Origin of the sequence: Paenibacillus thiaminolyticus, from assembly GCF_003591545.1 — a bacterium.
Lineage (GTDB): Bacteria > Bacillota > Bacilli > Paenibacillales > Paenibacillaceae > Paenibacillus_B > Paenibacillus_B thiaminolyticus_A.
In genome coordinates, this window is record NZ_QYZD01000014.1 from 19,401 (window position 1) to 45,427 (window position 26,027).

A 26,027-nucleotide genomic window follows, 5' to 3' on the forward strand; every position below is an offset into this window, starting at 1 on the left:
CCCGAAACTTGTTCTGCTCGGTCACTTTCGTCTCACACAGGCTGAGCCCCACATAAATTGTCGCAAGACGACGTGCTTCTGATAAGACGCTCCCCCCACCAGCTCGACTCCCCAGTCCATCAGCACATTGTCGGCTTCCTGCTTGATTCGATTTTTATCCAAGAAGCGTAATCATCCTGCTTCGGCACCGTAAGCACGGCCAGCACCACTACGAGGACAAGTGCAATTGCTATGTATTTCTTCATTGGCCTCCCCTTCCTTGAATGAGATTCTCAGGAAATTATACCCAGGTATAGACGGGATTGCTATGGAATGTTTCATGCTGCCATCGCCAGGATCGGGACAGCATCGCGTCCATCCGGGTCAAGGTGCTGCTCCTGGCGGCGGAATCTCGAAGGTGAGGGAGCGTTAACATAAATAAGAGGCTGGTGAACTCTCCAGCCCCTCTTCATGTAGAAATATGGAAGTATCCGCATAAACGATTCAGTGTGAGCAAGGAATGATTTGCTGTGGGATTAAGCTTGTTGGTATGCGCCTTTTACCGCTTTTACGTCGTAGACGGCATGCTCCGATTTAATAATATGTTCCGGCTTTGGCTTCCCCCGACTCTGTCGATGCCCTTCCAAATGCACTTCGCTCGTCTCCCAATTTTTCCACGCTTCTTCGGATTCCCAGCGAATCATGACGATGACTTCCTCGTCACCTCTTCTCACTTTTTTGACGAGAACGCTCAAGTCGATAAATCCTTCAAATTTTTCGATCGCGCCTTCTCCCGAGAATCGCTGCACAACCAAGTCGGACGTGCCTTCTTTCACGGTAATCGTTTTTGTTTCAATAAACATTTATTTTCCTCTCCTTCTAAATAAATCATATCACGCTTCTTCCATTATAATTGATGATGATTATTATTTTCAATTAAGTTTCCTATGCAGACGCTCTCTTGACCGTTGGAGATAGCGCGAGAATACACTAAAAGCCCTTTGCATCTACGCGCAAAAGGCTTCTCGACTGAGGAATCATCTCATATTATTCATGGGCATGCTTGATCATTCTTCGCAAATCCAAGTTCAGGATGTAGTTGTATTTGTCGGCATGCTTTAATTCGTCCGTCAAAATCTCGAATACCATGTCACGGTAATAACGGTTCGGCAAACCGGCACGGATATCGCGGTAACGCTCCATCGCGGCGAGTTCTCCGAACAGCGCCCGCCGCACTCCATCGATATATGATTTTGGCTTCTCGAAGCTCTCGCCTCCATCGGCCATAATCGTCTGTCCGGTCAGGTCCTTGTATATTTTACGGAACATGCGGTTATGCTTCCGTTCATCCTCCCGAATGCTAGCAATGATAGTCTTATCTTCGGCAGACGGTGCGATGCTAATCAAGTAGCTGTAAAATAATTCATCCTCCCGTTCCCCCGAGACAGCTTGCTTAATGAGCTCAAGCGCCTCCTGGAGCGACTTATAAGATGGAATCTGATCCCTCATCTGCTCATAAGGATACAGATTCGGCATGTGCTCACGGAAATGAGGCAGCAGCGGCATACCAGGCATGATACCGTACAAATTATCCCCTCCGATTGAGTTGTTCTTCTGTATCTTATTTCAGAGGGGGGGCATTTGTACCATGTCTATAGGTGATAGCCGTTCCCGCACCTTGTCCGCCTACAGCCGCGACCGGCATTCGGATTGGAACTGCGGGACGGGTCAACAGAGGATGTGGAGGCGGGAAAAACGGCAGCCGGCATAGCGACAGAAGATAGATCAGGGAGTGTAATCCTGCGTTAATGCATCAATTTACGTTAATTAGGCCGCTATTTGATGAAATTCCTGCAAAAGTACATTATTTTCATCGATTTTGTCTTTTATATATTGGATAGTCTGATAATTGATGCAGTTTTACAGGATTCCCTGTAACGGAGTGCACGTGATCAAGGAAAGCTGCATATTTGCAGTTTTTCGGCAAATCAAGCTTTGAGAATCAGGGGGACTGTCACATTGTAGCTATGTACTACTTTTGGGCCCCCTTCTACCTACTCTAAAATCAGGCATTAAGCGCAGAATGTCTGCTGAATATCCGCCTCGCTGACCGGCAGCGAGATGGCCAGCTTCGCCGGGGCGTTCGGGGAATAAGTAACGTTGAGCACTTGCCCTTGCTGGACGCGCGGCAGGGCGGAAGGAAGCATTTCCTTCTCTACCGTCACGTCGAATGTTTCCCCGTTCGGCTTCGTGACGGCCAGGGTCAAGCTCTTTGCGGGTGATGTCTTTTTTTCGGCAAGGGTATATGGGCCCGTTTTCGGTGAGCCGCTGGACCTGTTGTCTCCCCTGCCCCGACGCGATATACTTTGGGATTGAGAAGAGACGGACGCCCAGTTGATGCGGAACGTCCAGACTGAGGACAAGGGGGCACGACGATGAACTACATATACCTCAAGATCGATGATCCTGACAATGGGTTCACCTATTATTTTGAAGTGGACGGCGATCGAGTCGCCTACAGACAGATCGAGCTGTCGGAGAACAACGGATGCAGACTGTCGATCGCGCCTGACTTCCATTTGAGCGAAGTGCTTATCGATTACGAAGAACAAGACCTTATCGCAAGGGAAGAATTCGAACAGGCATGGACGGCGGCCGTGCTGCCCTATCAATCCGCCTGGGAGCAGACGAAGCGGGAATACGGCATAGGGGATGCGGTCACCGGCGGAATTGCGATGTTCTATCCGCAGGGGGTCATCATCCAGATAGGCCCGGGACGGTACGGCGCCGCCCGCCGCGAAGACCTCGTTCCCGCTCTCCTGCCGGAATACTTGTATCCCGGCCACCGCGCCGACGGTATCGTGCTCGGGTACGATGAAGACAACTTCTGGCTCGTACTGGGGGATGTCCGAGTATCGGAAGAAAACATCGCCATCGAATGGGGTTAATCCGAGGCCTACAGCACCAGCCACTCAGCTGATGATCAGGCATCGCTCCAGTACCTTGCAAAAACGTAATGTGCTCGTCACCTAATTGCATTCCGCATGGAAGCGGCATGGCTTATGATGAATGTACCGCATAAGCATACGAAATTGAAGGTGAGGCATTATGAAGAAATTTACAATCATCATCGTCTCCATTGTCGTTGTCGCATCGATAGTAGTGGCAGGCTTTCTTATTTTCGGAGTCGATGCAGCCAAAATGAAGGCTGAGTGGGGCACAACCAAAATGTATGTACATATTACCGAAAACGGCAAGGAAGAAACGATCGGCGCGGACACAAAAGATCCGTTTTCGCGTTACTACTACACACTGACCGCCTATGACGAGCATGGCAATGAAGCGACGGTTTCCTTCAGCGCCCATAAAAATTTGCGGCTCGATTCGTTCCTCCTCGTGTATGTCAAGGATGGCGAAGACGGCAGCGGGATTCGGGACATCGGACGATATGACGAAGTAACGAAGGAGGACATTCCGGTCAAGGCGAGAGAGCAACTGGGTGTGGAATAAAAAGAACCAAGCCCTGCCGGGTGCGGCAGGGCTTACGTCGTCACTCCACGTTCAGCCATTCCCCGCAATGCTGCGCCAAGTCTTCCAACTCATTCAGAAAAACGCTGGCATGATATCCATCACCAACAGCATGGAAGCTGGAGGCGCTGAATCTGAGAGGTGTTAATGATTTGAACCCCTGGCTCATCTGAAGAAGCTGCGCAGTCTGGAGCTGAGAAGATCGTCCGGAACCAACGATCTGCGCCCGCTCTCCGGACTTACCCGATTGGAGGATCTGTCGCTCGTCGACAATGTCGGCGGAATTGACGAGGCCGGCTCTATTTTCAAGCTGAGCAAGCTCAAGCGGCTGCGGCTCATGGACAGCAACGTATATGGCGACATGTCCGGCATCAGCTACTTGCGGGAGCTGGAGGAGCTGCGCATCCAGATTGACAGTGCACAAGCAACAGGGTTATTATAGAGCTGCGAAGTCTTTAAATTGGAGCGGCTTTTTACGACTCCCCCGAGCCCTGTTCCATCACTCTAATTAGACCCTTCACCCCACTTTTATTCTTGCACATCGCTCCACAACAACCTGAGTTCCCGGGATCATGAGAATAAATGAATTACAGGAGGCTGGTATGGATGACAAGCTCATGGCATGAGCGTTTTCATTCAGAGGACTATTATTATGGAGAAGAAGCGAATGTATTTATTCAACAACAGGCCTTTCGGTTAGACGCAGGCAAGAAGATCATCGCATTGGCAGAAGGAGAAGGCAGGAATGCGGTGTTTTTGGCAACACGAGGGCATGATGTGACCGCCCTCGATTATGCGGAAAGCGGTTTGCTCAAAACGAAAAAGCTGGCCCAGAAGCATGCGGCCCACGTTCATACCGAAAAGGTGGATCTCTTGACAGAAAGCGTGCCTCACGAGGAATACGATGCAGCCATCATGGTATTTGGACATTTTCATCAAGAGGACCAGAAAACGGTGCTAGCGAAGCTAAAACAATCGGTAAAACCCGGCGGGATGATCATGCTGGAAGTATACTCCAAGGAGCAATTGCATTATGGAACGGGCGGCCCCCGGGATCCGGGCATGCTATACGAGCCGCAAGATCTGCTTGGATGGTGCGAAGGTCATAAAGTCATCCATTTCTTCTATGGAGAACAAGAGCGGGTGGAAGGAAAGGGACACACCGGTCTGGCCCATGTCATTCAGCTTGTAGTAAGGAAATAAGGTGCGAACCTTTACCCTATCCTTCCATATCATCATAATGCAAGGTGCAGAAAGGCGGCTTATGCTGCCTTTCTTTTTTATGCACTTCAGCCAAGACCAAGACATCAACGGCTGAACAGCTCGTCTTCCGTCTTGCATAGGGGCAGTCCGATCCGGGCGTGCAGCTTGACGAGCCAAGGCTGGGTCAGTCCGGCCGCTTGCACCAGGGCTGCCTCGGTGAATACCTCGGTCTCCGCTCCCTCCTGCAGGACGCGCCCTTGCTTCAATATATACACGTAATTGCAAATTTCATAAATCAAATCAATATCATGACTCGAAATCAATATTTTTTTCCCTGCTTCGGCCAAATCCCGAATCAGCTCCATCATCATCTGTCTGCCCTCCGGATCGAGCCCCGCCGTAGGCTCATCAAGCAGCAGCCATTGCGTATCGAGCACCAGCGCCCCGGCAATCGCTACCCGCTTCTTCTGCCCGTAGCTCAAATACTGCACCGGCTTATCCCGGAAGCCCGCTGCGCCAACCGTCGCCAACGCTTGATTGACCCGTTCCGCGATCTCCTCTTCTCCCCTCCCCAGATTCCGGAGAGCAAAAGCGACATCATCCGCCACGCTCGAATAAAAAATTTGTTGATCCGGATCCTGAAAAACAATTCCCACTTCGGTGCGCAAAGACAACAGATCCTTCTTGCCGTAGCGGAGCGGCCGCCCATGGAACAGCACTTCCCCGCTTGACGGCTTCAACAGACCGAGCAGCAGCTTGAACAGCGTCGATTTCCCCGAGCCATTGGCGCCGACGAGCCCGAGAATATTTCCTTTCGCCAGATCAATCGAGACATCATCGAGCGCCCGCTGGCCGTCTTCATATTCATAGCAGAGATGATTCGTGGATAACATCCGTCCACCCTCTTTCATAATCGAGGCAACTCCAGTGTCCAAAAAGGCCGGTTGTCAGCGCCAAGAAGGTTGCTTGAATTGCCTCTTACACGTGGAAGTCGCCTTGGAACAGCTTCACATCAAGCACAACCGACATGTCGCGATAGCGTAACATCACGCGCTGGAATAATATATTCACCAGCATGGCCAGCGATCTGTAGCTGTTTTTGAGCCCATGATAGCCGAACCGGAGCTGCTGCGCGTGGCGAATGGCCGCCGCTTCCTCGATAAAAATAAAGATAAAACGGTAAATCAGAACCATTAATTCGATCAGAAGAACGGGAATATGGATGCTTCTCATCACCTTGATCAGCTGCTGCACCGGAACAGTTAAGACAAAAAAGAGGGTGCAAGCCAGACAAGCTGTGCTTCTGAACAATACATGCGCAGCCGCTTGCATGGTCGCATCTGAAATGCCCAAATATAAGGACCCGGCCTGCACCTTCCATAACAGTCCATCCACAGATGGCGACACGGATATGAGAATCGAGATAATGCTGAAGAGTAAAAAAGAAAACGGCAGCATAAACCATTTTATATAGTGGCGGCACTTCATTTTGGCGACATACATGGTTAGCGGAACAAGCAGCAGACAGATGGCAGCCTGCAACACAGCCGGACCGCTCAAGGACAGAATCAGCAGCAGCATATACCCGGATGTTTTGATGTAGGGAGATACGCCGATCCAGCGGTTGTGATAGGCATATTTATCAATGGTCAGCATGTTCCTGCTTCCGCTTGCCTCGCTGCACTCCGATGACGTAGGCGATAATCCCGGTTCCGATACAGCCTTGCAGCGTGAACAGCAAGCTTTCGATCTCGCCGCTCTTCGGCTCATATACGGGAGTGAACCATGGTTCATAGTCCGGATGGAGTTCCGAGATTGCCGCTTCCGCCTCCCCGTCCGATCCTTCATACGCGGCATCTCGATTCAGGATAAAAGGACTTACGATTAAAATAACGACCAGCAGCAAGAGAACGAGATTGATATTGATTTTTTTCATTGCCATTGCGCCGCCTTTGCCGGGAGATTTTTCTGAATCAGATTGTACATCATGGTCGTGAGCAAGCCTTCCGCAATCGCGATCGGCACCTGAGTAGTGCAGAAAATGGCCATGAACTTGAAAATCGAGGCCATCATGCCGGAGGCCGGGTCCGGGAAAACGATCCCAAGCTGCACCGAAGTCACCAAATAAGTGGCAAGATCGGCGATGAATGCACACAGGAAGATGGCCAACCCTTGACGGCAGCCCATTTTCCGGGCCAGTCGATAGACGAGAAACCCGACGATAGGTCCGACGACAGCCATCGACACCGCGTTGGCTCCCAGGGTAGTGATGCCTCCATGGGCAAGCAGCAACGCCTGGAACAGCAGCACAATCGCGCCAAATACGCTGACGACAAGGGGCCCGAACAGCACGGTTGCCAGACCTACGCCGGTCGGATGCGAGCAGGAGCCCGTCACGGACGGAATTTTGAGAGCAGACAGGACAAAAATAAAGGCGCCGCATAAGGCAAGCAGCAATTTATTATGGGGATCGGCGGCCACCAGCTTGCGAATGCGGAACAAGCCGGCAATCAGGAACGGAATAAACGCGACGCTCCAAAGGATGGACCACGTTGGGGGCAGGAAGCCTTCCATAATATGCATCGCATGCGCCGTCTGCGGATTCGTGATGGCAAAATAAATAACAGCAACGAGTACAAACGGGATAAATTTGAAATATTTAGCCGATAACCGGGTTCGCATTTCATGTCCCTACCTTTCTTTTTTCACAATAATTGTAGAAAAATAAGAAAGCTTTTCATCGTCATGCAGTTCGTTCAAGCCAAATGTTATCTTTTCGGAAGCCATCGATGCATCGCTGACAAGCACCGCCTGCTCCAGCAATTGGTGCTGATCCAGAAGCCGGAGCACCAGCGGTAGATTACTGGCTGCCTTCATTAATACAATCGTGTCAAAGCTAGTCAACGCCTGCTGAAGCGCCTCCTCCCCGGAAGTGACCGGAATGACCGCCAGCGATTCCTCATCCATGACAAGCGGCCAGCCGACACGCGAGGCCATATACGAGAAGGAGGAGATCCCCGCAATCGTTTCCGCCTCGATCTTTGATCTCAGCAGCTCCAGCAAGTAGCTGTACGTGCTATAGACCATAGGATCGCCGAGCGTAATAAAGCCGGCATTTTGGCCCGCTAGCACATCCGCTTGAATCTCCGCCGCGATGCGTTCCCAGGCCTGCTCCTTTTCCTCCTTGTTGTAGGTCATGGGAAAATGGCGCTGCTTCACCGTCAGCCTCTCCGGCAAATACGGCGCCACAATCTTGAGCCCGAGGCTGGCTCCGCCCTTTTTCGCTTCCGGCGTATAGAGCACATCCAACTTCCCAAGCGTATGAACGGCTTTCATCGTCAATAGCTCGCTGTCTCCCGGACCTGTCCCGATGCCATAAAACTTAGCCATGCGCTGCCATCTCCTTCTCCATCGCCATGCGGATATGCTCGATAAATTGCGCCTGAATAAGCGGGTTCTCGCCCAGTCCCTGCAAATAAGCGGCCGCTTCGAAGCCGTGCTGCGTCAATTGCGATTTCCAGGAGTCCTCTTCGTCCGATGCCATATCGTTGATCGCATGATCTCCGGCCACCAGCATGAACGGCATCAAATGGACCTTCCGGACCTTCGCCGCCTTGAGTTGTTCGATGACGCGCTCCAGCGGGGGATAACCTTCCACGGTGCCCAAGTAAATGGGCTCGCCGTCCAGCATATGGTCGAGACAAGCGTATGCGCTGAACGCATGATGCTCCGACCCATGCCCCATCAGCACCAGCGCTTCATCCGCGGCCAGGCGCGGCGCTTGCTCCTTGACGGCCTGAATCGCTTTGCCGTAATCTTCATAGCTGTCGAGCAAAGGCTTGCTAATCAGCAATTGTTCAAATTGGTCCCGGTATGGCAGAGCCTGAGAAACGATTTTCTCGAACTCTTCGCCGTTAATGAGATGCAGGGATTGGATAATGACCTTCGCATAACCGGCCGCTTTCAATTTTTCGAGCGCCTGCGCGGGCGCGTCGATATACAGCCCATCGCGCACCGCCAGTTTTTTCCTAATTTTGTTAGACGTAAAAGCTCGGAACACATCGTAGTCGGGAAACATGTCCCTGATCTTGTTTTCGCAAGCTTCGATTGTTTTGGCGCGCGTCTCCGGATAGCTTGTTCCGAAGCTGACGACCAGTATCGCTTGTGTCTGATTCATGTCGGCATAACCTCCCCGGCTTCTTCTAACAGCAACGTAATCAGCGAATCCGGCTGCGCCGCTTCCGCCTCCCGATAGACCTCCAGGCCCTGCTCGCGTATCGTCCGGCTCGTCATCGGGCCGATGGACACCAATTTCATCGAGCGGAGCAAGTCTTGTTCTTCCGCGCTCAATACGGAGAGCAGATGCTCTACCGAAGCTGAACTGGAAAAGCAAACGGCATCAAACTTGCGCAAATCAAACGGCCGCTCTGTCTCCAACACTTCCCGATACAGCGGCAAAGCAGCGAACTCGGCTGCTCCGCCCAGCTCAGCGGCCAACTGAGCCGTATGCTTCTCGCTTCCGGCGAGCAGTACCTTCGTCCCCGGCCGCCAATTCCCGGCGCAGGCTTGGCGGATGAGGTCCGCCGATCGTCTCGACACGAGGATGTCAGCGGCAAGTCCGTAGTTGCGCAGCTTCTCCTTCGTCTGCTTGCCAATCGCCGTCAGCCGGATCCCTCTCAGCGCACGGTTATCCTTCCCGGACTCCAACATCGTCTCGATGAACAAGGAGACGGCTTCCGCCGAAGAAAACAGGATTTCTTCGCACTCCGGCAAATAAGCCGCCACGGTGTTCGTGAGCGCCAAATTATTGAGTTTTTCAATTCGAATACCCGGATAAAGAGTCACCTCTCCGCCCAAGGCCGTAATCTTAGCGGCCAGTTCGCTTCGCCCGGCACGCGCGCGCGGAAGGAGAATATGCTTCCGGAACAGCGGAGTATTCTCGAAAAAGTTCAATTTATCCCGCAGCTTCACCACATCGCCGACCACGATTAAGCCCGGCGCCCCGATGTTGGCTTCCGCCACCCTGGCGCAGATTGTCTTCAGATCTCCCGTAACCGTCCGCTGACGGGAACGGGATGCCCATTCAACCACGGCTGCAGCCGTGTCGGGGCGGCGTCCATGCTGGATCAAGTTCGCGCAGATCGACGGAAGCTGGGTCATCCCCATCAGGAAGATCAAGGTGCCGTCCAGCCGGGCCAAGCTCGTCCAATCGAGCGGATCTCTGCCTTCCTTCAAGTGTCCGGTGATCACGTGGAAGCTGGAGGCGCAATCCCGGTGCGTCACCGGGATGCCGGCATAGGCCAGCCCGCCGATCGCCGAGGTGACACCGGGGACGACTTCGAAGGGAATGCCTGCCGCATGCAGGGTCTCGCCTTCCTCGCCTCCGCGCCCGAACACATAAGGATCGCCGCTTTTTAGGCGAATGACCAATTTGTTCTGTCTCGCCTGAGTCACGAGAATTTGCTCGATTTCCGCTTGCGGAATCGGATGGTGAGAAGGCTCTTTGCCTACGTAAATCAGATCGCAGTCTGGTTTGCGCTCCTTCAGCAGCGCCGGATTCACGAGGCGGTCGTAGACGATCACATCCGCCTGCCGTATGAACTCCGTTGCTTTCACGGTTAACAGACCGGCTTCACCGGGTCCGGCTCCGACAAGAACCACCTTGCCGCTCATCGGTGTTCCCCCTTTATTTCATATATATTGTGTGTTGTGTTAACTCGCCGATGTCTGTAATGACGTTCGGATATTGCAGCGGCGGCCGCCGAATGACGACGCAAGGGATGCCAAGCTCCTGGCATGCGGCGATTTTCTCGGCAAAGCCGCCCTTCGGCCCGCTTTCCTTCGTAATCATCACTTCCGCGCCGGTCTGACGAAAAAGCTCTGTATTCAATGCTTGGGAGAACGGTCCCTTCATCGCGATAATCTGGTCGGCCAGCAGACCGATCTGTTCGCAGGCCGCGATGACTTCCGCCACAGGCAGCACTCTCGCGATGACATGCTTGCCGGAGAGCTTGGCCACATACTCCGGCAAGTTTTTGCTCCCGGTCGTCAGAAAAATCCGGTCGCCCAACGCCGCTGCGGCGCGGCACGCTTCATCAATGTCGCGGACGAGATGAAGATGGTTGGCCTCACTCGATGACCTCTCATATCGAACATAAGGTATATTCATGCTGCCAGCGGCGTTCATCGCATTCGCGGACACTTCCACCGCGAACGGATGGGTCGCGTCGATGACCAGGGAGACCGCCTTCTCGCGCATCACCCGGCGCATGCCGGCTTCATCCAGCCGCTGGCAGATGACCTGCTCGGCATGCTGCTTCGCCAGTTGTTCCCCATATTCGGTGGCCACGGACACGATATATTGATGCCCGCGGGCATGCAGCCAATCGCAAATATCGAGACTATCCGAGGTCCCGCCGAATATCAGAATCATAGCGTATAGCCCCGCGGCGTGATCATGCGGCCATTGGAGACATAGGTTTCCTTGTTGCCGACGATCACCATCGTCGTCATATCCACCTCTTCATAGTCGATGTCCGCCATCGTCGTCAGTATTTGTCGCTCTTCCTTGCGGCCAACGTCCTTCACGATGCCGACCGGAGTGGAAGGCGATTTATAGGCCATCATCAATTCCAGGGCATACTCCAGATGATTCGCCCGGCCCTTACTTCTCGGATTGTAGAAGCAGACGACAAAATCGGCTTCCGCCGCCAGCTTCACCCGCTTCTCGATGACCTCCCAAGGCGTCATCAGATCGCTCAAGCTGATATGGCAAAAATCATGCATCAGGGGCGCTCCCAGTCTTGCCGCCGCGCCGATGCTCGCCGTGACGCCAGCCACGATTTCGACTTCGATCGGTGCTTGCTCTTTGTCCACAATCTCGATAATGAGGCCGGCCATGCCGTAAATCCCGGCATCTCCGCTCGATACGACCGCCACCGTCTTGCCGGTCTTCGCAATATCGACGGCTTCCTGGCAGCGGTCGATTTCCTTCCGCATTCCCGTTTTGACGACTTCTTTCCCCTGGATCAGCTCTTCAATCAGCCGGATATACGTAATGTAGCCCACGATCACATCCGCTTTTTGAATGGCGGCGAGCGCCTCTCCGGTCATCATGTCTCTCTCGCCCGGCCCAATTCCTACCACATAAATCATGCCTTCACCCCATCGTTTCGTGTCGTTCTCTCTCCCATCGCCATCGTGATCCCATCAACGGCGAACCTTGACGTCAGCACCCGGCCCCCGCTGGCCAGATCGGCCGCGGATAACGCGACGCTGCCTACCTGCACGGTTTGTCTGACGAACTCGGATACCGGATATTTACCTTCCACTACACGCAGTTGATCGGCCGTATACGTGATGAAGGGACAATTCCATTGCTCCGCCAATTGCTTGATCGCCGGTTCATCCTTTTTGACATCGATACTGGCCATGACCGCAAAGGAATGCGGATCGGTATCATACTGGATGCAAAATTCAGTAAACGCCTGCCTCATCTGTTCAGGCTCCGTTCGCTTGCGGCATCCGACTCCAAGCACGCGAGTCTTCGGAACCAGCTTCACCGAGTGCATACTCAATTCCGGCAGGCGGTACCGATGCGTGACCCACACCAGGGCTTCTGCCTGTTCCGGAAGCTCGTGCGGATTCGTGACCGGCGTGAAGCCCCGCCGATCGATCTCGATCGGCACTTCCTCATACAAGCACACGGTTTTCCCGGCGGCCAGCAGCCCGTTGATTCGCTTGCAGTTCTCGCGAAAATCCGGGATCCACCCCGGCACGGACGGCACGATCATATCGAGCGCCGCCACCTGCTGAACATCCGTTGCTGTCGTGATAACGGCTGCAGCTCCCGTCAGCTCCGCCAGCCTGCGGGCCAAGTCATTGGCTCCGCCCACATGTCCGGACAATAGGCTGATGGCGTGGAGTGCTTTCTCATCCATCACGACCACCGCCGGATCATACAGCTTGTCCGAGATGACGGGAGCCAGCGTCCGAACGGCAATCCCTGTCGCCATAATGCAGACCAGCGCATCATACTGCTGGAAAAGACGGCGCATCCCCGTCGCGAAATCCGGTTGAAGGGCAGCAAACCCTTCGGATTGCAGCTTCGCTGGCACATAGCAATCAGCCGCCAGCGCCTCCTTGATGGAGGCGGCAAGCGCTTTGCCGATGGCCGTAACTGCAATAATGGCAGTGTTGTTATCTGTACTCATGCGAGAATTCCTTGTCGTACAGCTTGGAGTAATAATAGGTCTCGCCCAGAAAATCCCCTACCATAATCAACGCCGTTTTCGTGATGCCCTGCTCCTTGACTTTGGCGGCAATATTCCGCAGGGTTCCGGTCACTTGCTTTTCATCCGCCCAGGTCGCTTTGTAGATGACGGCCGCCGGCGTATCCTCCGGATATCCGCCTGCCACCAGCTCTGCCACCACGTCCTCGACCGCTTGCACCGACAGGAAGATAACCATCGAAGTGCGGTGCGCGGCGAAGGATCGCAGCGACTCTCTGTCCGGAACCGGCGTTCTTCCTTCCATGCGCGTTATAATCACGCTTTGGCTCACTTCCGGCACGGTATACTCAACGCCAAGCTGCGAGGCAGCCCCGAGGAATGAACTTACCCCAGGCGTGCAGGTGAACTCGATATCCCGCTTTTTCATTTCCTCGATTTGTTCCCGGATCGACCCGTAGATCGAGAAGTCTCCGGTCTGGAGACGAACAACTTCCTTCCCGGCCTTCACACTTTGTTCCATGCAATCGATAATCTCCATCAAATCCATCATGGCGCTGTTGTAGATTTCGCAGCCTTCTTTGCAGTAGTCCAGCAAATCCGGGTTCACCAGCGAACCGGCATAAATGACGACATCCGCCTCTTTAAGGAGATTGTACCCTCGCAATGTAATAAGTTCTGTATGTCCGGGTCCCGCCCCGACAAAATGCACTTTCGTCATGCTGTCCCGCCCCTTTCTTTATGGCAAGCGATGATGAATGTCGGATTTTGAGGCTTAAAATAATGCCCTTGTCCAAGCTCCTGCCACTTCGACACCTGCATTTGAATGATCTCGACTTCCTGCCAAGGTCCTTGTTCGAGATAGGCTGCCGCTTCGAGAGCATTTTCCATCAAGATGAAATTGAGTACAAGCTGACCGCCCGGCTTCAGCAAGGCATAGCTCCAATCGATAACCTCCGTTAATTGCCCCCCGCTCCCGCCGACAAAAATAGCGTCGAACACGGTATTGTCGAGCCGGATAGGAGCCTCTGCCGCCACAATTTCCACATTGTCCAGCCCGAACTGCCGCCGGTTCTGTTCGATTAGGGCCAGCGCCTCTTCGTTCCGTTCTATCGCGGTTACCGCCACATGGGGGAACATCTTCGCGACCTGCAGCGCGACGCTGCCCGTTCCGGCTCCAACGTCGAGAACACGGCGGCTTGTCTCGTCCAAGGCCAATTTGTCAATAGATACGGCGCGGACCTCCGCCTTGGTCATCGGTGTCTTGCCGCGAATAAATGCTTCATCCTTCATCCAAAATCACCACTACATTCATCTCATAGTGAGCCGCAACTTGCTCCGGCTTCAACCGATGCAGCCGTTCCTCGGGATAGCTGAGGTTTTCTCCGATAATGAGCGTTTTACGCAGCTGCCGCCGCACAATTTCCCGGGCAATTTCGGCCGGTCCAATTTTGCTGTCCGTGACCATCGCCACTTTCGAGTGCGCGAGCAGAAAGTCGAAGTCAGGCTGCTTGCCGTGGCTGCTCGTAATGTATAGGTCGTTCATGGCAATGCCACAGCGGCTGCATAAATATTGAATCGAGCTGATCCCGGGCACAATCTGAAGCTGTTCCTGTGAAAATCGGTCCAACGCCCATTTTCCGATGCCATACATTAACGGGTCACCGGAGGCAAGCAGCACGATCTCCTGGCCGATCCTCTCGCGCAAAAAGGCTTCCAGCTCCGCGAGCTGCGAGGGCAGCAGCTTGCGTTCGGCCGGGTTGTCCGGCGGGATCTCGCTAAGCTGCCGCTTCGAGCCGGCAATCACGTCCGCTTTCTGGATAAGCAAGGCGCCCGCACCGGTCAGCAGCTCCGGACTGCCTGGACCAATTCCGACAATATGAATCATGGCCATGCCTCCTTGATGGTTGAGATGTCACAGGTGGAAGCCAGCATTCCGCGATCCGTCGAGAACGTGATGACGTCGATATCCACCGCCGGTTTGCTATATTTCAAAAACTGTTCTGCCCGTTGTTTCACTTTGTCCGTGATGGTCTGAAAAACCTCGCCATACCCTTCCGCCACCATAATTTCTCCTGCCGCTTCCGTCGTCGCGCAGGCCGCAATTTGCTGGAGCAGGGGAAGGGGCGCGCCAGCCAGCGCCAGATTCGCCACCAGGATTTCTGCCCGCGCATCCGCGTCTTTGCTGTACGTGGTGAAAATGCCGGCGGACACTTTAATTAACTTGCCGAAATGGCCCACCATCAGCACATGCTCGAACGCGAGGCGCTGCGTCTCCTTGAGCATGTAGCCGACGAAGTTGCTCATCGAGACCACGTATTTGCCGTCGATGCCAAGCTGCTCCTCGACGAAGCGCTCCCCGTAGTTCCCGGGAACGAGAATGATTTTGCGGAAGCCCTGCGCTTTTTTCATTTCCAGCTCGATGGACAGCGACTGCTTCCACCCTTCATCGGACATCGGCGTTACGATTCCGGTCGTTCCCAGAATAGATATTCCGCCGATAATCCCGAGGCGGCTGTTCATGGTGCGCTCGGCGCGCTCTTCGCCTTCCGGCGCGAAAATCACCACGTCCGCACCGCGGTCCAGGCCAATCTCTTCCCGTACGGCCGCAGTAATCATTCGGCGCGGCACCGGATTGATCGCCGCTTCCCCGATCGGGACCGCGATGCCCCTCTGCGTCACGCGCCCGATGCCTTGCCCGCCATCGATGCGGATCTCCCCGCTGGCATTCAAGGTGACCTGCGCGAAAATCCACATGCCATGCGTCGCATCGATATCATCGCCGCCGTCTTTTTGCACCGCGGCTGTGGCCGTATGCCGATCGAACTGCTGCTTATCCACCGGAAGCTGCAGGGTTGTTCCGTTCGGCGTGATGATCGTCACCCCGGCGCTCTTCTCCTGCGTGACGATCATGGCCGCTGCCGCCTTCGCTGCCGCTGCCGCGCAAGTTCCTGTCGTATAGCCCTTGCGCAATTTTTTCCCCTCATAGTACACGTAATCTGCCATCGGGCCACCTCTTCTTACATCGCGTACAGCACGGCATTCATGATGGCTGCCGCCAGATTGCTTCCGCCCTTCCGTCCGCGGGCCACGACCGCCGGAATGTCGCTTTCATAGAGCGCTTTTTTCGATTCGGCCGCCCCGACGAATCCAACAGGCACGCCGACGACAGCCTCCACATCCAACTCACCGGCAGCCGCCCTCTCCAGAATTTGATAGACGGCGGTAGGCGCATTGCCGATGACAAACAATTTCTTGCCTTCTTCTGTGGCGGCAAGCTGTATCCCGGCCATCGAGCGGGTGATGCCTTGCTGTTGGGCCACCTCGGCCGTTTCCGGCTCATTGACGTAGCAGCGGTAGCGACAGCCGTATTGCTCCAGCAGCTTTTTATTCATACCGCTCAGGGCCATATTCGTATCGGTAAAAATGATGCCGCCCTGCCGGATCGTCTCGCGTATTTTCGTCAAGGCATCATGCGTGAACACGAGATTATCCAAATAATCAAAATCCGCCGTCGTATGAATCGCCCGCTTCATGACCAGCTCCTCTTCCCGGTTGCGGAACGTATAGTCCGGTCTTGTTTCCGTAATGATGTCCTGTATGATTTCAAAGCTTTTTTCTTCAATCCGCTTGGGGTTTTTGATGTAGTCCATCTTTCCCTCTCCTTTTCGTGGGTTTCAATACAACCTCTAAAAGGGAACAAAAAAACACGAGACCTAAAGGTCCCGTGTCCATACGAAGAAAAAGGCAGTATCCAAGTGTGTTCGCCAAATGAACATACTGGTGCCTGGGTTCTCTGCAATAGACAACTGTTCCCTTAGAAGTTGCTGCAAGGCTGAACAGAGGAGGTCTCCTGACTTGACATCATTCTACTTTCCCGCCTTCCCAGAAATAATTCCAGTGACATGAATGGGATTTCGTCCGCTTTACAGTAGCTAGGGCCTGTAGAGGAATCGCACCTCTTTCCCTGATCTCCGCTCAGTTTTCTATTCAATTTTTATCAAGATTAATTTTTTCCAATTGAATTGCGTGAATCTCTTAGATGAATCATAGCTTGACTTCCATCATGCCGCCTGTGACAGAACTCACTGCATATCGATTTCCCGGACAATAAAAAGAGCGCTTCAAGCCTGCTGACTGGCTCGAACGCTCTTTTTGAATATTCTATGCGATAGGAATGTTGTCCAACCTTCGTTATACCATTACACTCAATGTTTTCGCCTGCGTATCCAGATTCTCCGCTGCCTTGCCGATTTTGGCAAATTCCTCAGTAGCTAAGTTAATTTGATGCTGACATTCGACGATTGCATTCCGAGAATTCTTCGTCCCCCCGCCGACATGTCCTACCTTATCGGCGATTCCCTCGATGGCGGCTTGGACTTCCTTGGCCGCCTTTTGGACATGAGACTTGTACTCATCCTCCAATTGCCGCAGGAGGGTTAAGTTGTCTTCACTGTCCGTCACCGCGCGCTGAATGGATGCAGCAACCTGCTGGTTGCGCTCCACGCCTTCTTCCGTCCGCTTCAGCAAATCTTCCGCCATCAGCCGCAGCTCGTCCTTCATTCGGGAGGCAGCGTTTTCCCTTGGCGTGATGTCGGTCGCCATCTTCAAGACAGCTACCATGTGACCGGTATCATCCAAAACCGGCATATATGTTGCTTCAAGCCACACTAGGTCGCCATTTTTCGCTACCCGGACGATTTTCTGTTGAAACTTGATACCGTTCCGTAAATCCTCCCAAAATGCATCATACTCTGCACTGCCGATAAACTGTTGCGTGCAAAACATCCGGTGATGTTTTCCGGCAAGTTCTCCCGCCGTATACCCCATTGTCTGGGCAAACAGATGGTTCGCCCAAAGTACTTCACCCTCGATGTTAAACTCGATCATAGCGAGCGACTGCTCCACTGCGGCGAGCACCGCTTTCTCCTCCAGCACTTGTGTACTTTTCTGGCTCATCCCACTTTTCATTCATGTGCATCTCCCTTTTTTCATGCCATTGCAGCAGGCGTGCCATCCCTACCTGCTTGCCCCCGGTTGATTTCGACCTCTATATCCCTGCCCATGAGATGGCGCAACCGCTGGCTGATGGCCAAGCCCCAGTCCGGCACCTCGATATTTGCACATTAATGAATGATCAGCTCGCGCGAATAAGATCTACCAATTTTTATGTTAATAACACTCTATTTTTATGAATTGGCATTACTTTCTTTCTGTTTTCTAAGCTGATGTTCAATATGCGTGAGGACCTTTTTATTATATAACATAGATCTCCACCATTTTTGAAACAAAAAATTCCCCGCCTGCTTGGCAGAAGAGGAGCGTCATAGGGTTTGTAGTAGATAATCTGGCTTTTGTGGCCTATCGCGGAACCGCTTTGAAGGAACAGCAAGGCTCCAGATCCGGTTACTGTTGAAGCTTATGTATCTACGCATCCGGGTAGGATGCGACGTTGGATGTTCTCATAAACCAGTACGAGTATTTAAAAATTTCAATCCACGCATCCGCGTAGGATGCGACTTGTTCGGTGCCTTGTTCACGTTATATCTCCTAACGATTTCAATCCACGCATCCGCGTAGGATGCGACGGTAATCCTCCAGCGCCTCCGATACCTCACTATATTTCAATCCACGCATCCGCGTAGGATGCGACCGGATTACGGACGGCGAAACAGCCCTCCTTCTGATTTCAATCCACGCATCCGCGTAGGATGCGACGTCGATGAGAGCCTGAAGGGCTTTTTTTTAGGCCATTTCAATCCACGCATCCGCGTAGGATGCGACGAGATGTTTTACATATGGAAACCCGGTATTATCTCATTTCAATCCACGCATCCGCGTAGGATGCGACTGTACATATGTTCTTGCATAATCAGTATATATCGATTTCAATCCACGCATCCGCGTAGGATGCGACGAGCGGCAACCGCGTCATACTCCGCCTTGTTAAGTTCATTTCAATCCACGCATCCGCGTAGGATGCGACGATCGCGGGCAATGATGGTATAGCTGCCGTCGCCCGATTTCAATCCACGCATCCGCGTAGGATGCGACGCTGGCATGCTGAGCGCTCCAAATTTACAAGTATTTCAATCCACGCATCCGCGTAGGATGCGACGATCTCTTCTTCTGTTTGATCCTGTAAATATACCGATTTCAATCCACGCATCCGCGTAGGATGCGACTTTTTGTTTTTGAGTTGCCGGGTACGGCAGACGTGATTTCAATCCACGCATCCGCGTAGGATGCGACGATCGTCGGTCTCGTTGGACTATCCATCCTTGGTGATTTCAATCCACGCATCCGCGTAGGATGCGACCAAAGTTGATGAGTATATAATAGATTTACTTAGATTTCAATCCACGCATCCGCGTAGGATGCGACGGGGCGACCTGCCCCTTCTCGTTTACCACCTCGTATTTCAATCCACGCATCCGCGTAGGATGCGACGCCTCCATTTGGATTATTCTTGTGTATTTTCCTAATTTCAATCCACGCATCCGCGTAGGATGCGACACATTAAAACGCCAAGGGGAGACGATGCAAAATGATTTCAATCCACGCATCCGCGTAGGATGCGACAGCGAAAAATAACATAAAATATAACAATGCAATCAGTTTTTTCCTAAAATCACGAAGCAAATGAGAGATTTAGCTCAAAATAATCATAAAACAATTAACTTTCATGAACTTAAATGGATAATATTTCAATAATTTTGGTGCGAATCCCCCAGGGATTTCATGTGCACTTCACATTCGCACCGATTTTTCATTTATTTTTCAGTCCATTTCAAACGGGTTCTAAACTCCTTTTTTCAGTATACCACAGAGGGATCTAAATGATGGATAATTTCAAGCTATTCTGAACAAGCACAGAGTTAGATCGCCCGCGACAAAAAAAGAATCAGAAAAATCGGAAACTCCTGTGGAATGGATGTAACACCATAGACTCGACTAGATTCCCACCCTATTCCCCACCACTTATAATCAGGTATAATTAAGGAAAAGATGGTAGGAAGGAGAGGCATGTATGGGGACGGAAACCGATGAACACCATACGGTACACCACCGCCACGATACGTCATACCGCTTCCTGTTGTCCAGCAAAAAACTCTTTGTAGAGTTACTTCGCTCCTTTGTTCAAAAAGAGTGGGTAGAGCGCATCGATGAAACGAATGTACAGGAAATCCCCCACTCGTTTGTTCTTCAAGACTTCAAGCGCAAGGAAGCCGATTTGGTGTACCGGGTGAAGCTGAATGGACAGGATGTCGTGTTTTATTTACTACTGGAAATGCAGTCCAAAGTGGACTTCCTCATGCCATACCGCCTTCTGCTTTATCAGGTGGAGATCTGGCGGTATCTTATGAAAGATCAGGAACAAGCGAAGGGAAAGCCTAAAACATTCCGGCTACCTCCCATTGTGCCGATTGTGCTGTACAATGGGAAGAGACGCTGGACCGCCAGTCGCCAATTTCGCCAGTTGTTAGCCAATGAAACGATGTTCGGCTCGGAACTCCTGAATTTTGAATATGTCCTTATTGATGTTGCTCGATATACAGAAGAAGAGTTGTTGGCTCTTTCCAATACGATCGGTTCAGTCTTTTTGCTTGATCAGACAGCGGATCGGCTCGGCAAGCTGATGCATAGGACAGCCATCAGCAATTAATCGCCTGGATGGCGAATATATTAAGTCAGAAATTGCCGGAAAATGAACCGCAGGTGCGCGAGCTTATTCAAAACGTAAAAGGAGGCGTATCGGTTATGGGGCTTGAAAAAACCTTGGATGCCATTAAGCGCGAGGGAAGACGCGAAGGCAGAAGAGAAGGTTTACGGGAAGGTTTACGAGAAGGTGTATTAGAAGGGAAACAAGAAGGCAAGCGAGAAGCAAAAGAAGAAGTTGTTAAGCAAATGATTGCCGAAAATCTGGATCCTGACTTGATCGCCAGAGTCACGGGTTTTCCATTAGATATTATCACGCAGTTAAGGGAAAAATCCCACTGATTTATATTACGGGCCATTTCATTTCGAAACGGCTCTTTATTTTGTTCCTTGGCACTTGAAACCTTCTGAACCGCAGTTGCGCGAGCTTATTCAAAACGTAAAAGGAGGCGTATCGGTTATGGGGCTTGAAAAAACCTTGGATGCCATTAAGCGCGAGGGAAGACGCGAAGGCAGAAGAGAAGGGTTACGAGAAGGTATATTAGAAGGCAAACAAGAAGGTAAACGCGAAGGTATATTAGAAGGCAAACAAGAAGGCAAGCGAGAAGCAAAAGAAGAAGTTGTTAAGCAAATGATTGCCGAAAATCTGGATCCTGACTTGATCGCCAGAGTCACGGGTTTTCCATTAGATATTATCACGCAGTTAAGGGAAAAATCCCACTGATTTATATTACGGGCCATTTCATTTCGAAACGGCTCTTTATTTTGTTCCTTGGCACTTGAAACCTTCAGGACAAAATCAAACTCCTATTGTCGATGTCAGAAAACTGTTTACTTTGAAAGATGAAGCCGACACGTTACAATATTATGGTAAGGGAGAGGAGAGGATGTAATGACAGCCCAACAACAGGCGGCACTGCAATCTATGATAGAATGGCTGGCTGATGAACATGAACTCGGCCGCAATCCTAGCAAGATTGAGATCGCAGGTGAATTTGATCTGCACAACATGCACTACTCTACATATTCAAGTACAAAAAGACAATGCTCGGAAAATGGCTTCTTGCCGTCTGCGGTGGCTATGAAAGTCCATCTGACACGGAGCATTGCGGCCATGTGTTCAGTGAGATGCAGCCCTATGATCCGGCTACTGCGGAGCAGGAAGCGATTGCGATGGTCGAAATGATCCGCGAGTATTGGATGAAGCAAGCGGCAGCACTTGAAGCAGAGCAAGCGCAATCTGACCCTTCCGAGCCGAAAAAGGAATCATCCGGCATTTTTAACGGTTTCGTGCTGCTGAATTCTTCGGAATGCGATCTTCAACAGATCAAGGCGAACCTGCTGCAGGACTGGAACATCTCCTGTTCGCCGGCAGAGGAAGAAGGTCAGAATTCCGAGGAAGAAAAGGAGGGAATCCTGGTCTGTGAGGTAGAGGGCTTCACCTTGGCCGTAAGCTTTGTCGATGCTCCCATACCGGACGGCGAAGCCGAGCATTACGCGCAAGGCAACTACCTCTGGAAAGAGGCCGCCGAGATCACCAAAACGCATGTGGCCCAGATCATATTGGCTGTATTTACCCGCTCCGGTTCCCCGCTGGACAGCGGAAGAATGTATACCAAGCTGGCAGCCAGTTGCTTGAAGCTCCCGAATGCAATCGGGCTTTATTCATCCGGCACCGTCTTTCAGCCTGAACTCTTTGTGGAGCTGGCCGAGATGATGAAGTCGGACGACGAATTTCCTTTACTAAATCTGGTTTATTTTGGCCTTGTCGGAACGGAAACTGGGTTGTGCGGATATACAGTCGGGCTGGAGCATTTCGGCAAGGATGAAATCGAAGTGCTGGACAGTCAGGCAACCCCTGCCGAGCTGCGCAACTTCCTGATTGATATTTCCGCTTATGTCGTAGAACAGGACGTCAGTTTACGAGATGGCGAAACGATTGGTTTCACGGCTGAACAAAAGCTGCCGATCACCCGTTCTGAGGGCGTTTATGTCAGCGGAGACAGCCTTAAAATCGAATTCTAAGACAGAAAAAAGAGCAGTGAAGCGAGAGGCTTCCTGCTCTTTGTTGTGGTCCCGATGTGTCTGTTTCAATCCACGCATCCGCATAGGATGCGACGTGCTGCAGATGATAACCCGGACGACGGTGAATCGATTTCAATCCACGCATCCGCATAGGATGCGACGATATGGGTCGGTGGAGTCACACCGCCCAATCTGATTTCAATCCACGCATCCGCATAGGATGCGACGTCGGATATGATATCCAGCCGATTCGAGACCTGAAATTTCAATCCACGCATCCGCATAGGATGCGACGAGCCTTGAAGCTCATTCCAATTTCCGGGGCGATAATTTCAATCCACGCATCCGCATAGGATGCGACCGTGCGGGTCCCCCATGGTTCTACCCCCTCAAAAATTTCAATCCACGCATCCGCATAGGATGCGACCCCAACCGCAAACGGGGCTGGGGATGGAATCCACATTTCAATCCACGCATCCGCATAGGATGCGACGTCCGCTTTTCGTACAACTCCTTATCATCCAGGATATTTCAATCCACGCATCCGCATAGGATGCGACTTATCCGGTTATTTGTCTGGTCGATTGGATGACAATTTCAATCCACGCATCCGCATAGGATGCGACTTGAGGAAAGAATCCCACGGCTCTTTTCACATTATATTTCAATCCACGCATCCGCATAGGATGCGACCAATTAGAGCTTTAAACGATGTATATCAAGACGTATTTCAATCCACGCATCCGCATAGGATGCGACATGTTTTCATGGCCAAGGATATCGGCCACTCGCTATTTCAATCCACGCATCCGCATAGGATGCGACAACGAAAAATAACACAAGATATAACAATTCAATCAGTTTTTCACTGAAAATTCATAGGAACCGAGTAAATTAGATTGAAATAAGCTTCAACTTATCAGTTTCCACTAACTTAATTGGATAATATTTCAATAAAATTGGTGCGAATCCCCCTGGGTTTTCATGTGAGCTTCACATTCGCACCTGTTTTTTTCAGTATTTTTATTCTATTTTTAATATATTGATACTCCCTCGTTTACTCATGCCACGAGTTTATCTCTTTTTCAGTATATCACAAGCAACTATTTTTAAAATATGTGGCCACACAACATCTAAATCAGGAAGCTGGACTTTCAGAATGGGAGGTAAGTGATGAAAAGAGGAACGGAACGGCCCCTACCTGTCTCCGTTCCCCACTCAACGAAACGCCGCTAAACCGCCGTACCCTACGAAGCCAGGAACGATCCCATAATCTCTTCCATATCGAACGGAGTGATTCCGCGCTGGACCGAAAATACGGTCTGCGCCTCCCCTTCCCGCTCGACAAGCTGTCCACGCGCCAGCGCATGCAGCCGGAACAACTCATACAGATTCGGCTTGGCTATCGTTGTCATAGCCTTACCCATGGCAACAATTCCCGACTGATGTCCTTCCACATTGTTATTGAATTGAGGATTGCGGGTCAACGCCAGATCACACCAAATGACGGTGCGCTCCGCCAAATCCAGTATAGCCGGAATGGCTATCTGCATGTTGGCCGTCAAATCAAGGCGATCAACTACGGTCTCCGGCTCGAACAGCTCGCCCGAATTCGGATGCTGACGCATCATCCAGCCAGCGAAGCATTCCGGCAGCTCGCTATATGCTTGCCCCGTGAAGGAATGCAGCGTGGCCACAATATACCGTCCGCCGTACTGGAGGACAGAGGGAATGTCGATATCGATGAACTCGCAGGCGCCATGCGGTGCCGATACGATATCGCCGCTATGGGCCGCCTTATAGCGCGCAGACCTCAAATTCGTATACGAGATATGCTCCTTGTAGTTCCAGGCATCATCATACAAGGCGGCAGAGAGATCGATATCGGTGCGGCCTGTCGCCTTTCCATCGATTACCCCTTCTTTCCACCACAGGAAAAAGCGAATCGTCTCCCCTGCCGGCATGGCCAGCTTGCTGCCTCGCACGAGCGTACGCAAGGACTTGCTGGCGGAGCGCTGGGAGAAAGGCACCATATAGTTCTGCAATTGCGGATCAAGATAGACCTTGCCGAGATCAGGCTGCTTGGCGAAGCGATCGATTAGCGCCTTTTCACATGTCTCCACTACGGTAGCGCAAGCATCCGGTGCGACGGGAGGCCGCGTATCCGGTGAAGAGAACGCTTTGGCCACATTGCCTTTCGGGAAAAACAGCCGCAGTTCATTGGCATACTGGCGATACTTGAAATGCGTCATCACCTGCAGCAAGACCGGGGTCGCCACCCGATCTGCCACCGATGCAAAAAACGAGGCAATCCAGGCCGCCGCCCCTTCCAGGCGCAACAGGTGATCCAAGCGCCGGGCAAACTCGCCCGGCCGCTCCAATAGCTGCTCCACGGCCTGATCGGTATCGAAATAGCGCAGCGACTCCTCAAGACGATGGCCAAAGCTCGCATAAGGCCGATTGTTGCGCAGTACATCGAACGCTTCCTGGCTGCGCGGATAACGGCTCTTATATTCCGAAGGATGCAAGATCTCGCCCAGACGCACCCAGCGGTCGCGGTAGCGCAGCATATCTTCGATAGAATTCTGGCATTGCTCCAACAGGCCAAGCAGCAACCTCCGTTCTGCCCGCGTGAACTTGCGGAAGGGCGTGCTCGCGGCCAGGCTGACATCGCCATCCGACCAGGCAACCGCCAGACGCAGCACATCTGTCGCCGTCCGCACATAGCGTTGAATGCGAGTCACGTCCGCCTTGCCGGCGCGCAGCAAAGCAGCGGCGATAAAGCCGACCTGCTCCTTATGCGGGATCACATCCGGCAATAATGCGTCAATGTCATGATCATGCTCAATAACCCAGGCCAGATCCTGTTTGTCCGTGTCTGAGATGGACGTATTCGCCTGCATCAGCTCACGCATGACTTGGCGGAAGTGCTCCTCGCTGCCGAGCTCGATGATTTCCAGCTTCGTCTTGCCCCGAAAAATTTCCCGAGTGATCGACTCTATCTCCGGCACTTCATTCGTCACATAGTGATACCATGCATTCAAATACAGCTCAGCATCGCTTGCGTCCATGACTTGCTCAGGGAAATTCGGATACATCGGCGGATAGGCAACATGCGCGCCGACGAGCTTTTTCAAGCTATGGATCAATGCTTTGTACCATCTGAAAAAAGAAACCTCCGACAGCGTGCGAAGAGCCGCAAGCAGCGCGGGAGAGCAGGTGAAGCCGAGTGCCGCTATATTTTTCATTGCCGTCGCCAACTGCGCGTCCGGAAGCTTGGATTGTTCCGGGACCACGATTACTTTTCGGCTTCTGCGCAAATAAATCTCTTTCTGCATCATGTCATACCCCTTTTCATGGAACTGCATCGCCAGGAAAGCCGCCCCTCTAATCACCCAAGTTGTC

At 52.2% G+C, this 26,027-nt stretch carries 28 protein-coding genes, 1 pseudogene, 2 CRISPR repeat arrays and 1 riboswitch; of the genes and pseudogenes, 8 read left to right on the forward strand and 21 right to left on the reverse strand.

Annotated elements, in window-relative coordinates:
• Positions 1 to 119 precede the first annotated feature (119 nt).
• From DQX05_RS32185 to DQX05_RS15965, 4 genes are all read right to left on the reverse strand, one after another.
• Entirely contained in the window at positions 120 to 245 is a 126-nt protein-coding gene (locus DQX05_RS32185) for a hypothetical protein (protein WP_259392036.1), read from the reverse strand.
• Positions 246 to 515: 270 nt separating this feature from the next.
• On the reverse strand, positions 516 to 842 hold the full coding sequence (locus tag DQX05_RS15955) for an antibiotic biosynthesis monooxygenase family protein (protein ID WP_119794545.1): 327 nt from the start codon (positions 840 to 842) through the stop codon (positions 516 to 518).
• A gap of 184 nt (positions 843 to 1,026) precedes the next feature.
• Complete coding sequence (locus DQX05_RS15960; RefSeq protein WP_259392037.1) at positions 1,027 to 1,566, reverse strand: ferritin-like domain-containing protein; 540 nt, start codon at positions 1,564 to 1,566, stop codon at positions 1,027 to 1,029.
• A gap of 485 nt (positions 1,567 to 2,051) precedes the next feature.
• On the reverse strand, positions 2,052 to 2,246 hold the full coding sequence (locus DQX05_RS15965) for a hypothetical protein (RefSeq protein WP_119794546.1): 195 nt from the start codon (positions 2,244 to 2,246) through the stop codon (positions 2,052 to 2,054).
• A gap of 168 nt (positions 2,247 to 2,414) precedes the next feature.
• Between DQX05_RS15965 and DQX05_RS15970 the strand changes: the two genes are divergently transcribed.
• The 4 genes from DQX05_RS15970 (at position 2,415) to DQX05_RS15990 (ending at position 4,710) form a co-directional block, all read left to right on the forward strand.
• The gene (locus tag DQX05_RS15970) at positions 2,415 to 2,927 is read left to right on the forward strand and encodes a hypothetical protein (RefSeq protein WP_119794547.1); all 513 of its coding nucleotides are present in this window, start codon (positions 2,415 to 2,417) and stop codon (positions 2,925 to 2,927) included.
• Positions 2,928 to 3,087: 160 nt separating this feature from the next.
• Positions 3,088 to 3,489, forward strand: coding sequence for a YxeA family protein (locus DQX05_RS15975; protein ID WP_119794548.1), 402 nt, complete (start codon positions 3,088 to 3,090; stop codon positions 3,487 to 3,489).
• A gap of 265 nt (positions 3,490 to 3,754) precedes the next feature.
• The gene (locus DQX05_RS15985; protein ID WP_119794549.1) at positions 3,755 to 3,949 is read left to right on the forward strand and encodes a hypothetical protein; all 195 of its coding nucleotides are present in this window, start codon (positions 3,755 to 3,757) and stop codon (positions 3,947 to 3,949) included.
• 164 nt (positions 3,950 to 4,113) lie between these two features.
• Positions 4,114 to 4,710 carry a class I SAM-dependent methyltransferase gene (locus DQX05_RS15990; RefSeq protein ID WP_119794550.1) on the forward strand — a complete coding sequence of 199 codons (597 nt, stop codon included), beginning with the start codon at positions 4,114 to 4,116 and terminating at the stop codon, positions 4,708 to 4,710.
• A 104-nt stretch (positions 4,711 to 4,814) separates the two neighbouring features.
• Here the strand turns inward: DQX05_RS15990 and DQX05_RS15995 are convergent, their stop codons facing one another.
• The 16 genes from DQX05_RS15995 to DQX05_RS16070 all read right to left on the reverse strand — a co-directional run bounded on the left by DQX05_RS15995 (position 4,815) and on the right by DQX05_RS16070 (position 17,909).
• Positions 4,815 to 5,603: an ATP-binding cassette domain-containing protein gene (locus DQX05_RS15995; RefSeq protein ID WP_119794551.1), complete on the reverse strand. Its 789-nt coding sequence runs from the start codon at positions 5,601 to 5,603 to the stop codon at positions 4,815 to 4,817.
• Positions 5,604 to 5,688: 85 nt separating this feature from the next.
• Positions 5,689 to 6,366, reverse strand: coding sequence for an energy-coupling factor ABC transporter transmembrane protein (locus DQX05_RS16000; protein ID WP_119794552.1), 678 nt, complete (start codon positions 6,364 to 6,366; stop codon positions 5,689 to 5,691).
• The gene (locus DQX05_RS16005; RefSeq protein ID WP_087442297.1) at positions 6,353 to 6,646 is read right to left on the reverse strand and encodes an energy-coupling factor ABC transporter substrate-binding protein; all 294 of its coding nucleotides are present in this window, start codon (positions 6,644 to 6,646) and stop codon (positions 6,353 to 6,355) included. Before DQX05_RS16005 ends, DQX05_RS16000 begins: the two co-directional genes overlap by 14 nt.
• Positions 6,643 to 7,293 carry an energy-coupling factor ABC transporter permease gene (locus DQX05_RS16010; protein WP_119794642.1) on the reverse strand — a complete coding sequence of 217 codons (651 nt, stop codon included), beginning with the start codon at positions 7,291 to 7,293 and terminating at the stop codon, positions 6,643 to 6,645. The genes DQX05_RS16005 and DQX05_RS16010 overlap by 4 nt, the downstream gene beginning before the upstream one ends.
• Positions 7,294 to 7,401: 108 nt before the next feature.
• A complete protein-coding gene (locus DQX05_RS16015) occupies positions 7,402 to 8,100 on the reverse strand; it encodes a cobalt-factor II C(20)-methyltransferase (protein WP_119794553.1) in 699 nt (232 codons plus the stop codon).
• Entirely contained in the window at positions 8,093 to 8,887 is a 795-nt protein-coding gene (locus DQX05_RS16020; RefSeq protein ID WP_119794554.1) for a sirohydrochlorin cobaltochelatase, read from the reverse strand. The genes DQX05_RS16015 and DQX05_RS16020 overlap by 8 nt, the downstream gene beginning before the upstream one ends.
• Positions 8,884 to 10,383 carry a uroporphyrinogen-III C-methyltransferase gene (cobA, locus tag DQX05_RS16025; protein ID WP_119794555.1) on the reverse strand — a complete coding sequence of 500 codons (1,500 nt, stop codon included), beginning with the start codon at positions 10,381 to 10,383 and terminating at the stop codon, positions 8,884 to 8,886. Before cobA ends, DQX05_RS16020 begins: the two co-directional genes overlap by 4 nt.
• Before the next feature lie 13 nt (positions 10,384 to 10,396).
• Complete coding sequence (cobK, locus tag DQX05_RS16030; protein ID WP_119794556.1) at positions 10,397 to 11,143, reverse strand: precorrin-6A reductase; 747 nt, start codon at positions 11,141 to 11,143, stop codon at positions 10,397 to 10,399.
• Positions 11,140 to 11,865, reverse strand: coding sequence for a precorrin-3B C(17)-methyltransferase (gene cobJ, locus DQX05_RS16035; protein ID WP_119794557.1), 726 nt, complete (start codon positions 11,863 to 11,865; stop codon positions 11,140 to 11,142). The genes cobK and cobJ overlap by 4 nt, the downstream gene beginning before the upstream one ends.
• The gene (locus DQX05_RS16040) at positions 11,862 to 12,923 is read right to left on the reverse strand and encodes a cobalt-precorrin 5A hydrolase (protein ID WP_119794558.1); all 1,062 of its coding nucleotides are present in this window, start codon (positions 12,921 to 12,923) and stop codon (positions 11,862 to 11,864) included. Before DQX05_RS16040 ends, cobJ begins: the two co-directional genes overlap by 4 nt.
• Positions 12,910 to 13,659: a cobalt-precorrin-4 methyltransferase gene (locus DQX05_RS16045; RefSeq protein ID WP_119794559.1), complete on the reverse strand. Its 750-nt coding sequence runs from the start codon at positions 13,657 to 13,659 to the stop codon at positions 12,910 to 12,912. Before DQX05_RS16045 ends, DQX05_RS16040 begins: the two co-directional genes overlap by 14 nt.
• On the reverse strand, positions 13,656 to 14,231 hold the full coding sequence (locus tag DQX05_RS16050; RefSeq protein ID WP_119794560.1) for a decarboxylating cobalt-precorrin-6B (C(15))-methyltransferase: 576 nt from the start codon (positions 14,229 to 14,231) through the stop codon (positions 13,656 to 13,658). Before DQX05_RS16050 ends, DQX05_RS16045 begins: the two co-directional genes overlap by 4 nt.
• On the reverse strand, positions 14,221 to 14,826 hold the full coding sequence (locus tag DQX05_RS16055) for a cobalt-precorrin-7 (C(5))-methyltransferase (protein ID WP_119794561.1): 606 nt from the start codon (positions 14,824 to 14,826) through the stop codon (positions 14,221 to 14,223). The genes DQX05_RS16050 and DQX05_RS16055 overlap by 11 nt, the downstream gene beginning before the upstream one ends.
• Positions 14,823 to 15,944, reverse strand: coding sequence for a cobalt-precorrin-5B (C(1))-methyltransferase CbiD (gene cbiD / locus DQX05_RS16060; protein ID WP_119794562.1), 1,122 nt, complete (start codon positions 15,942 to 15,944; stop codon positions 14,823 to 14,825). Before cbiD ends, DQX05_RS16055 begins: the two co-directional genes overlap by 4 nt.
• A 14-nt stretch (positions 15,945 to 15,958) precedes the next feature.
• The gene (locus DQX05_RS16065) at positions 15,959 to 16,591 is read right to left on the reverse strand and encodes a cobalt-precorrin-8 methylmutase (protein WP_119794563.1); all 633 of its coding nucleotides are present in this window, start codon (positions 16,589 to 16,591) and stop codon (positions 15,959 to 15,961) included.
• 176 nt (positions 16,592 to 16,767) lie between these two features.
• Positions 16,768 to 16,939: riboswitch (cobalamin riboswitch) on the reverse strand.
• Positions 16,940 to 17,132: 193 nt separating this feature from the next.
• A complete protein-coding gene (locus tag DQX05_RS16070) occupies positions 17,133 to 17,909 on the reverse strand; it encodes a PAS domain-containing protein (RefSeq protein WP_119794564.1) in 777 nt (258 codons plus the stop codon).
• 448 nt (positions 17,910 to 18,357) lie between these two features.
• A CRISPR array of direct repeats spans positions 18,358 to 19,520; the repeat unit is 32 nt; unit sequence ATTTCAATCCACGCATCCGCGTAGGATGCGAC.
• Positions 19,521 to 19,968: 448 nt separating this feature from the next.
• On the opposite strand from DQX05_RS16070, the gene DQX05_RS16075 reads away from it, so the two are divergent.
• The 4 genes and pseudogenes from DQX05_RS16075 to DQX05_RS16085 all read left to right on the forward strand — a co-directional run bounded on the left by DQX05_RS16075 (position 19,969) and on the right by DQX05_RS16085 (position 22,622).
• On the forward strand, positions 19,969 to 20,604 hold the full coding sequence (locus DQX05_RS16075; protein ID WP_259392039.1) for an Rpn family recombination-promoting nuclease/putative transposase: 636 nt from the start codon (positions 19,969 to 19,971) through the stop codon (positions 20,602 to 20,604).
• Positions 20,605 to 20,612: 8 nt separating this feature from the next.
• Entirely contained in the window at positions 20,613 to 20,939 is a 327-nt protein-coding gene (locus DQX05_RS32190) for a hypothetical protein (protein WP_259392040.1), read from the forward strand.
• 118 nt (positions 20,940 to 21,057) lie between these two features.
• Entirely contained in the window at positions 21,058 to 21,321 is a 264-nt protein-coding gene (locus tag DQX05_RS16080) for a hypothetical protein (RefSeq protein WP_182914782.1), read from the forward strand.
• A gap of 168 nt (positions 21,322 to 21,489) precedes the next feature.
• A pseudogene (locus DQX05_RS16085) lies at positions 21,490 to 22,622 on the forward strand (DUF4261 domain-containing protein).
• A gap of 62 nt (positions 22,623 to 22,684) precedes the next feature.
• Positions 22,685 to 23,447: direct repeats of the CRISPR family, unit length 32 nt; unit sequence ATTTCAATCCACGCATCCGCATAGGATGCGAC.
• A 422-nt stretch (positions 23,448 to 23,869) separates the two neighbouring features.
• Here DQX05_RS16085 and DQX05_RS16090 read toward each other — a convergent pair.
• Entirely contained in the window at positions 23,870 to 25,963 is a 2,094-nt protein-coding gene (locus tag DQX05_RS16090) for a TerD family protein (protein ID WP_119794643.1), read from the reverse strand.
• Positions 25,964 to 26,027 lie beyond the last annotated feature (64 nt).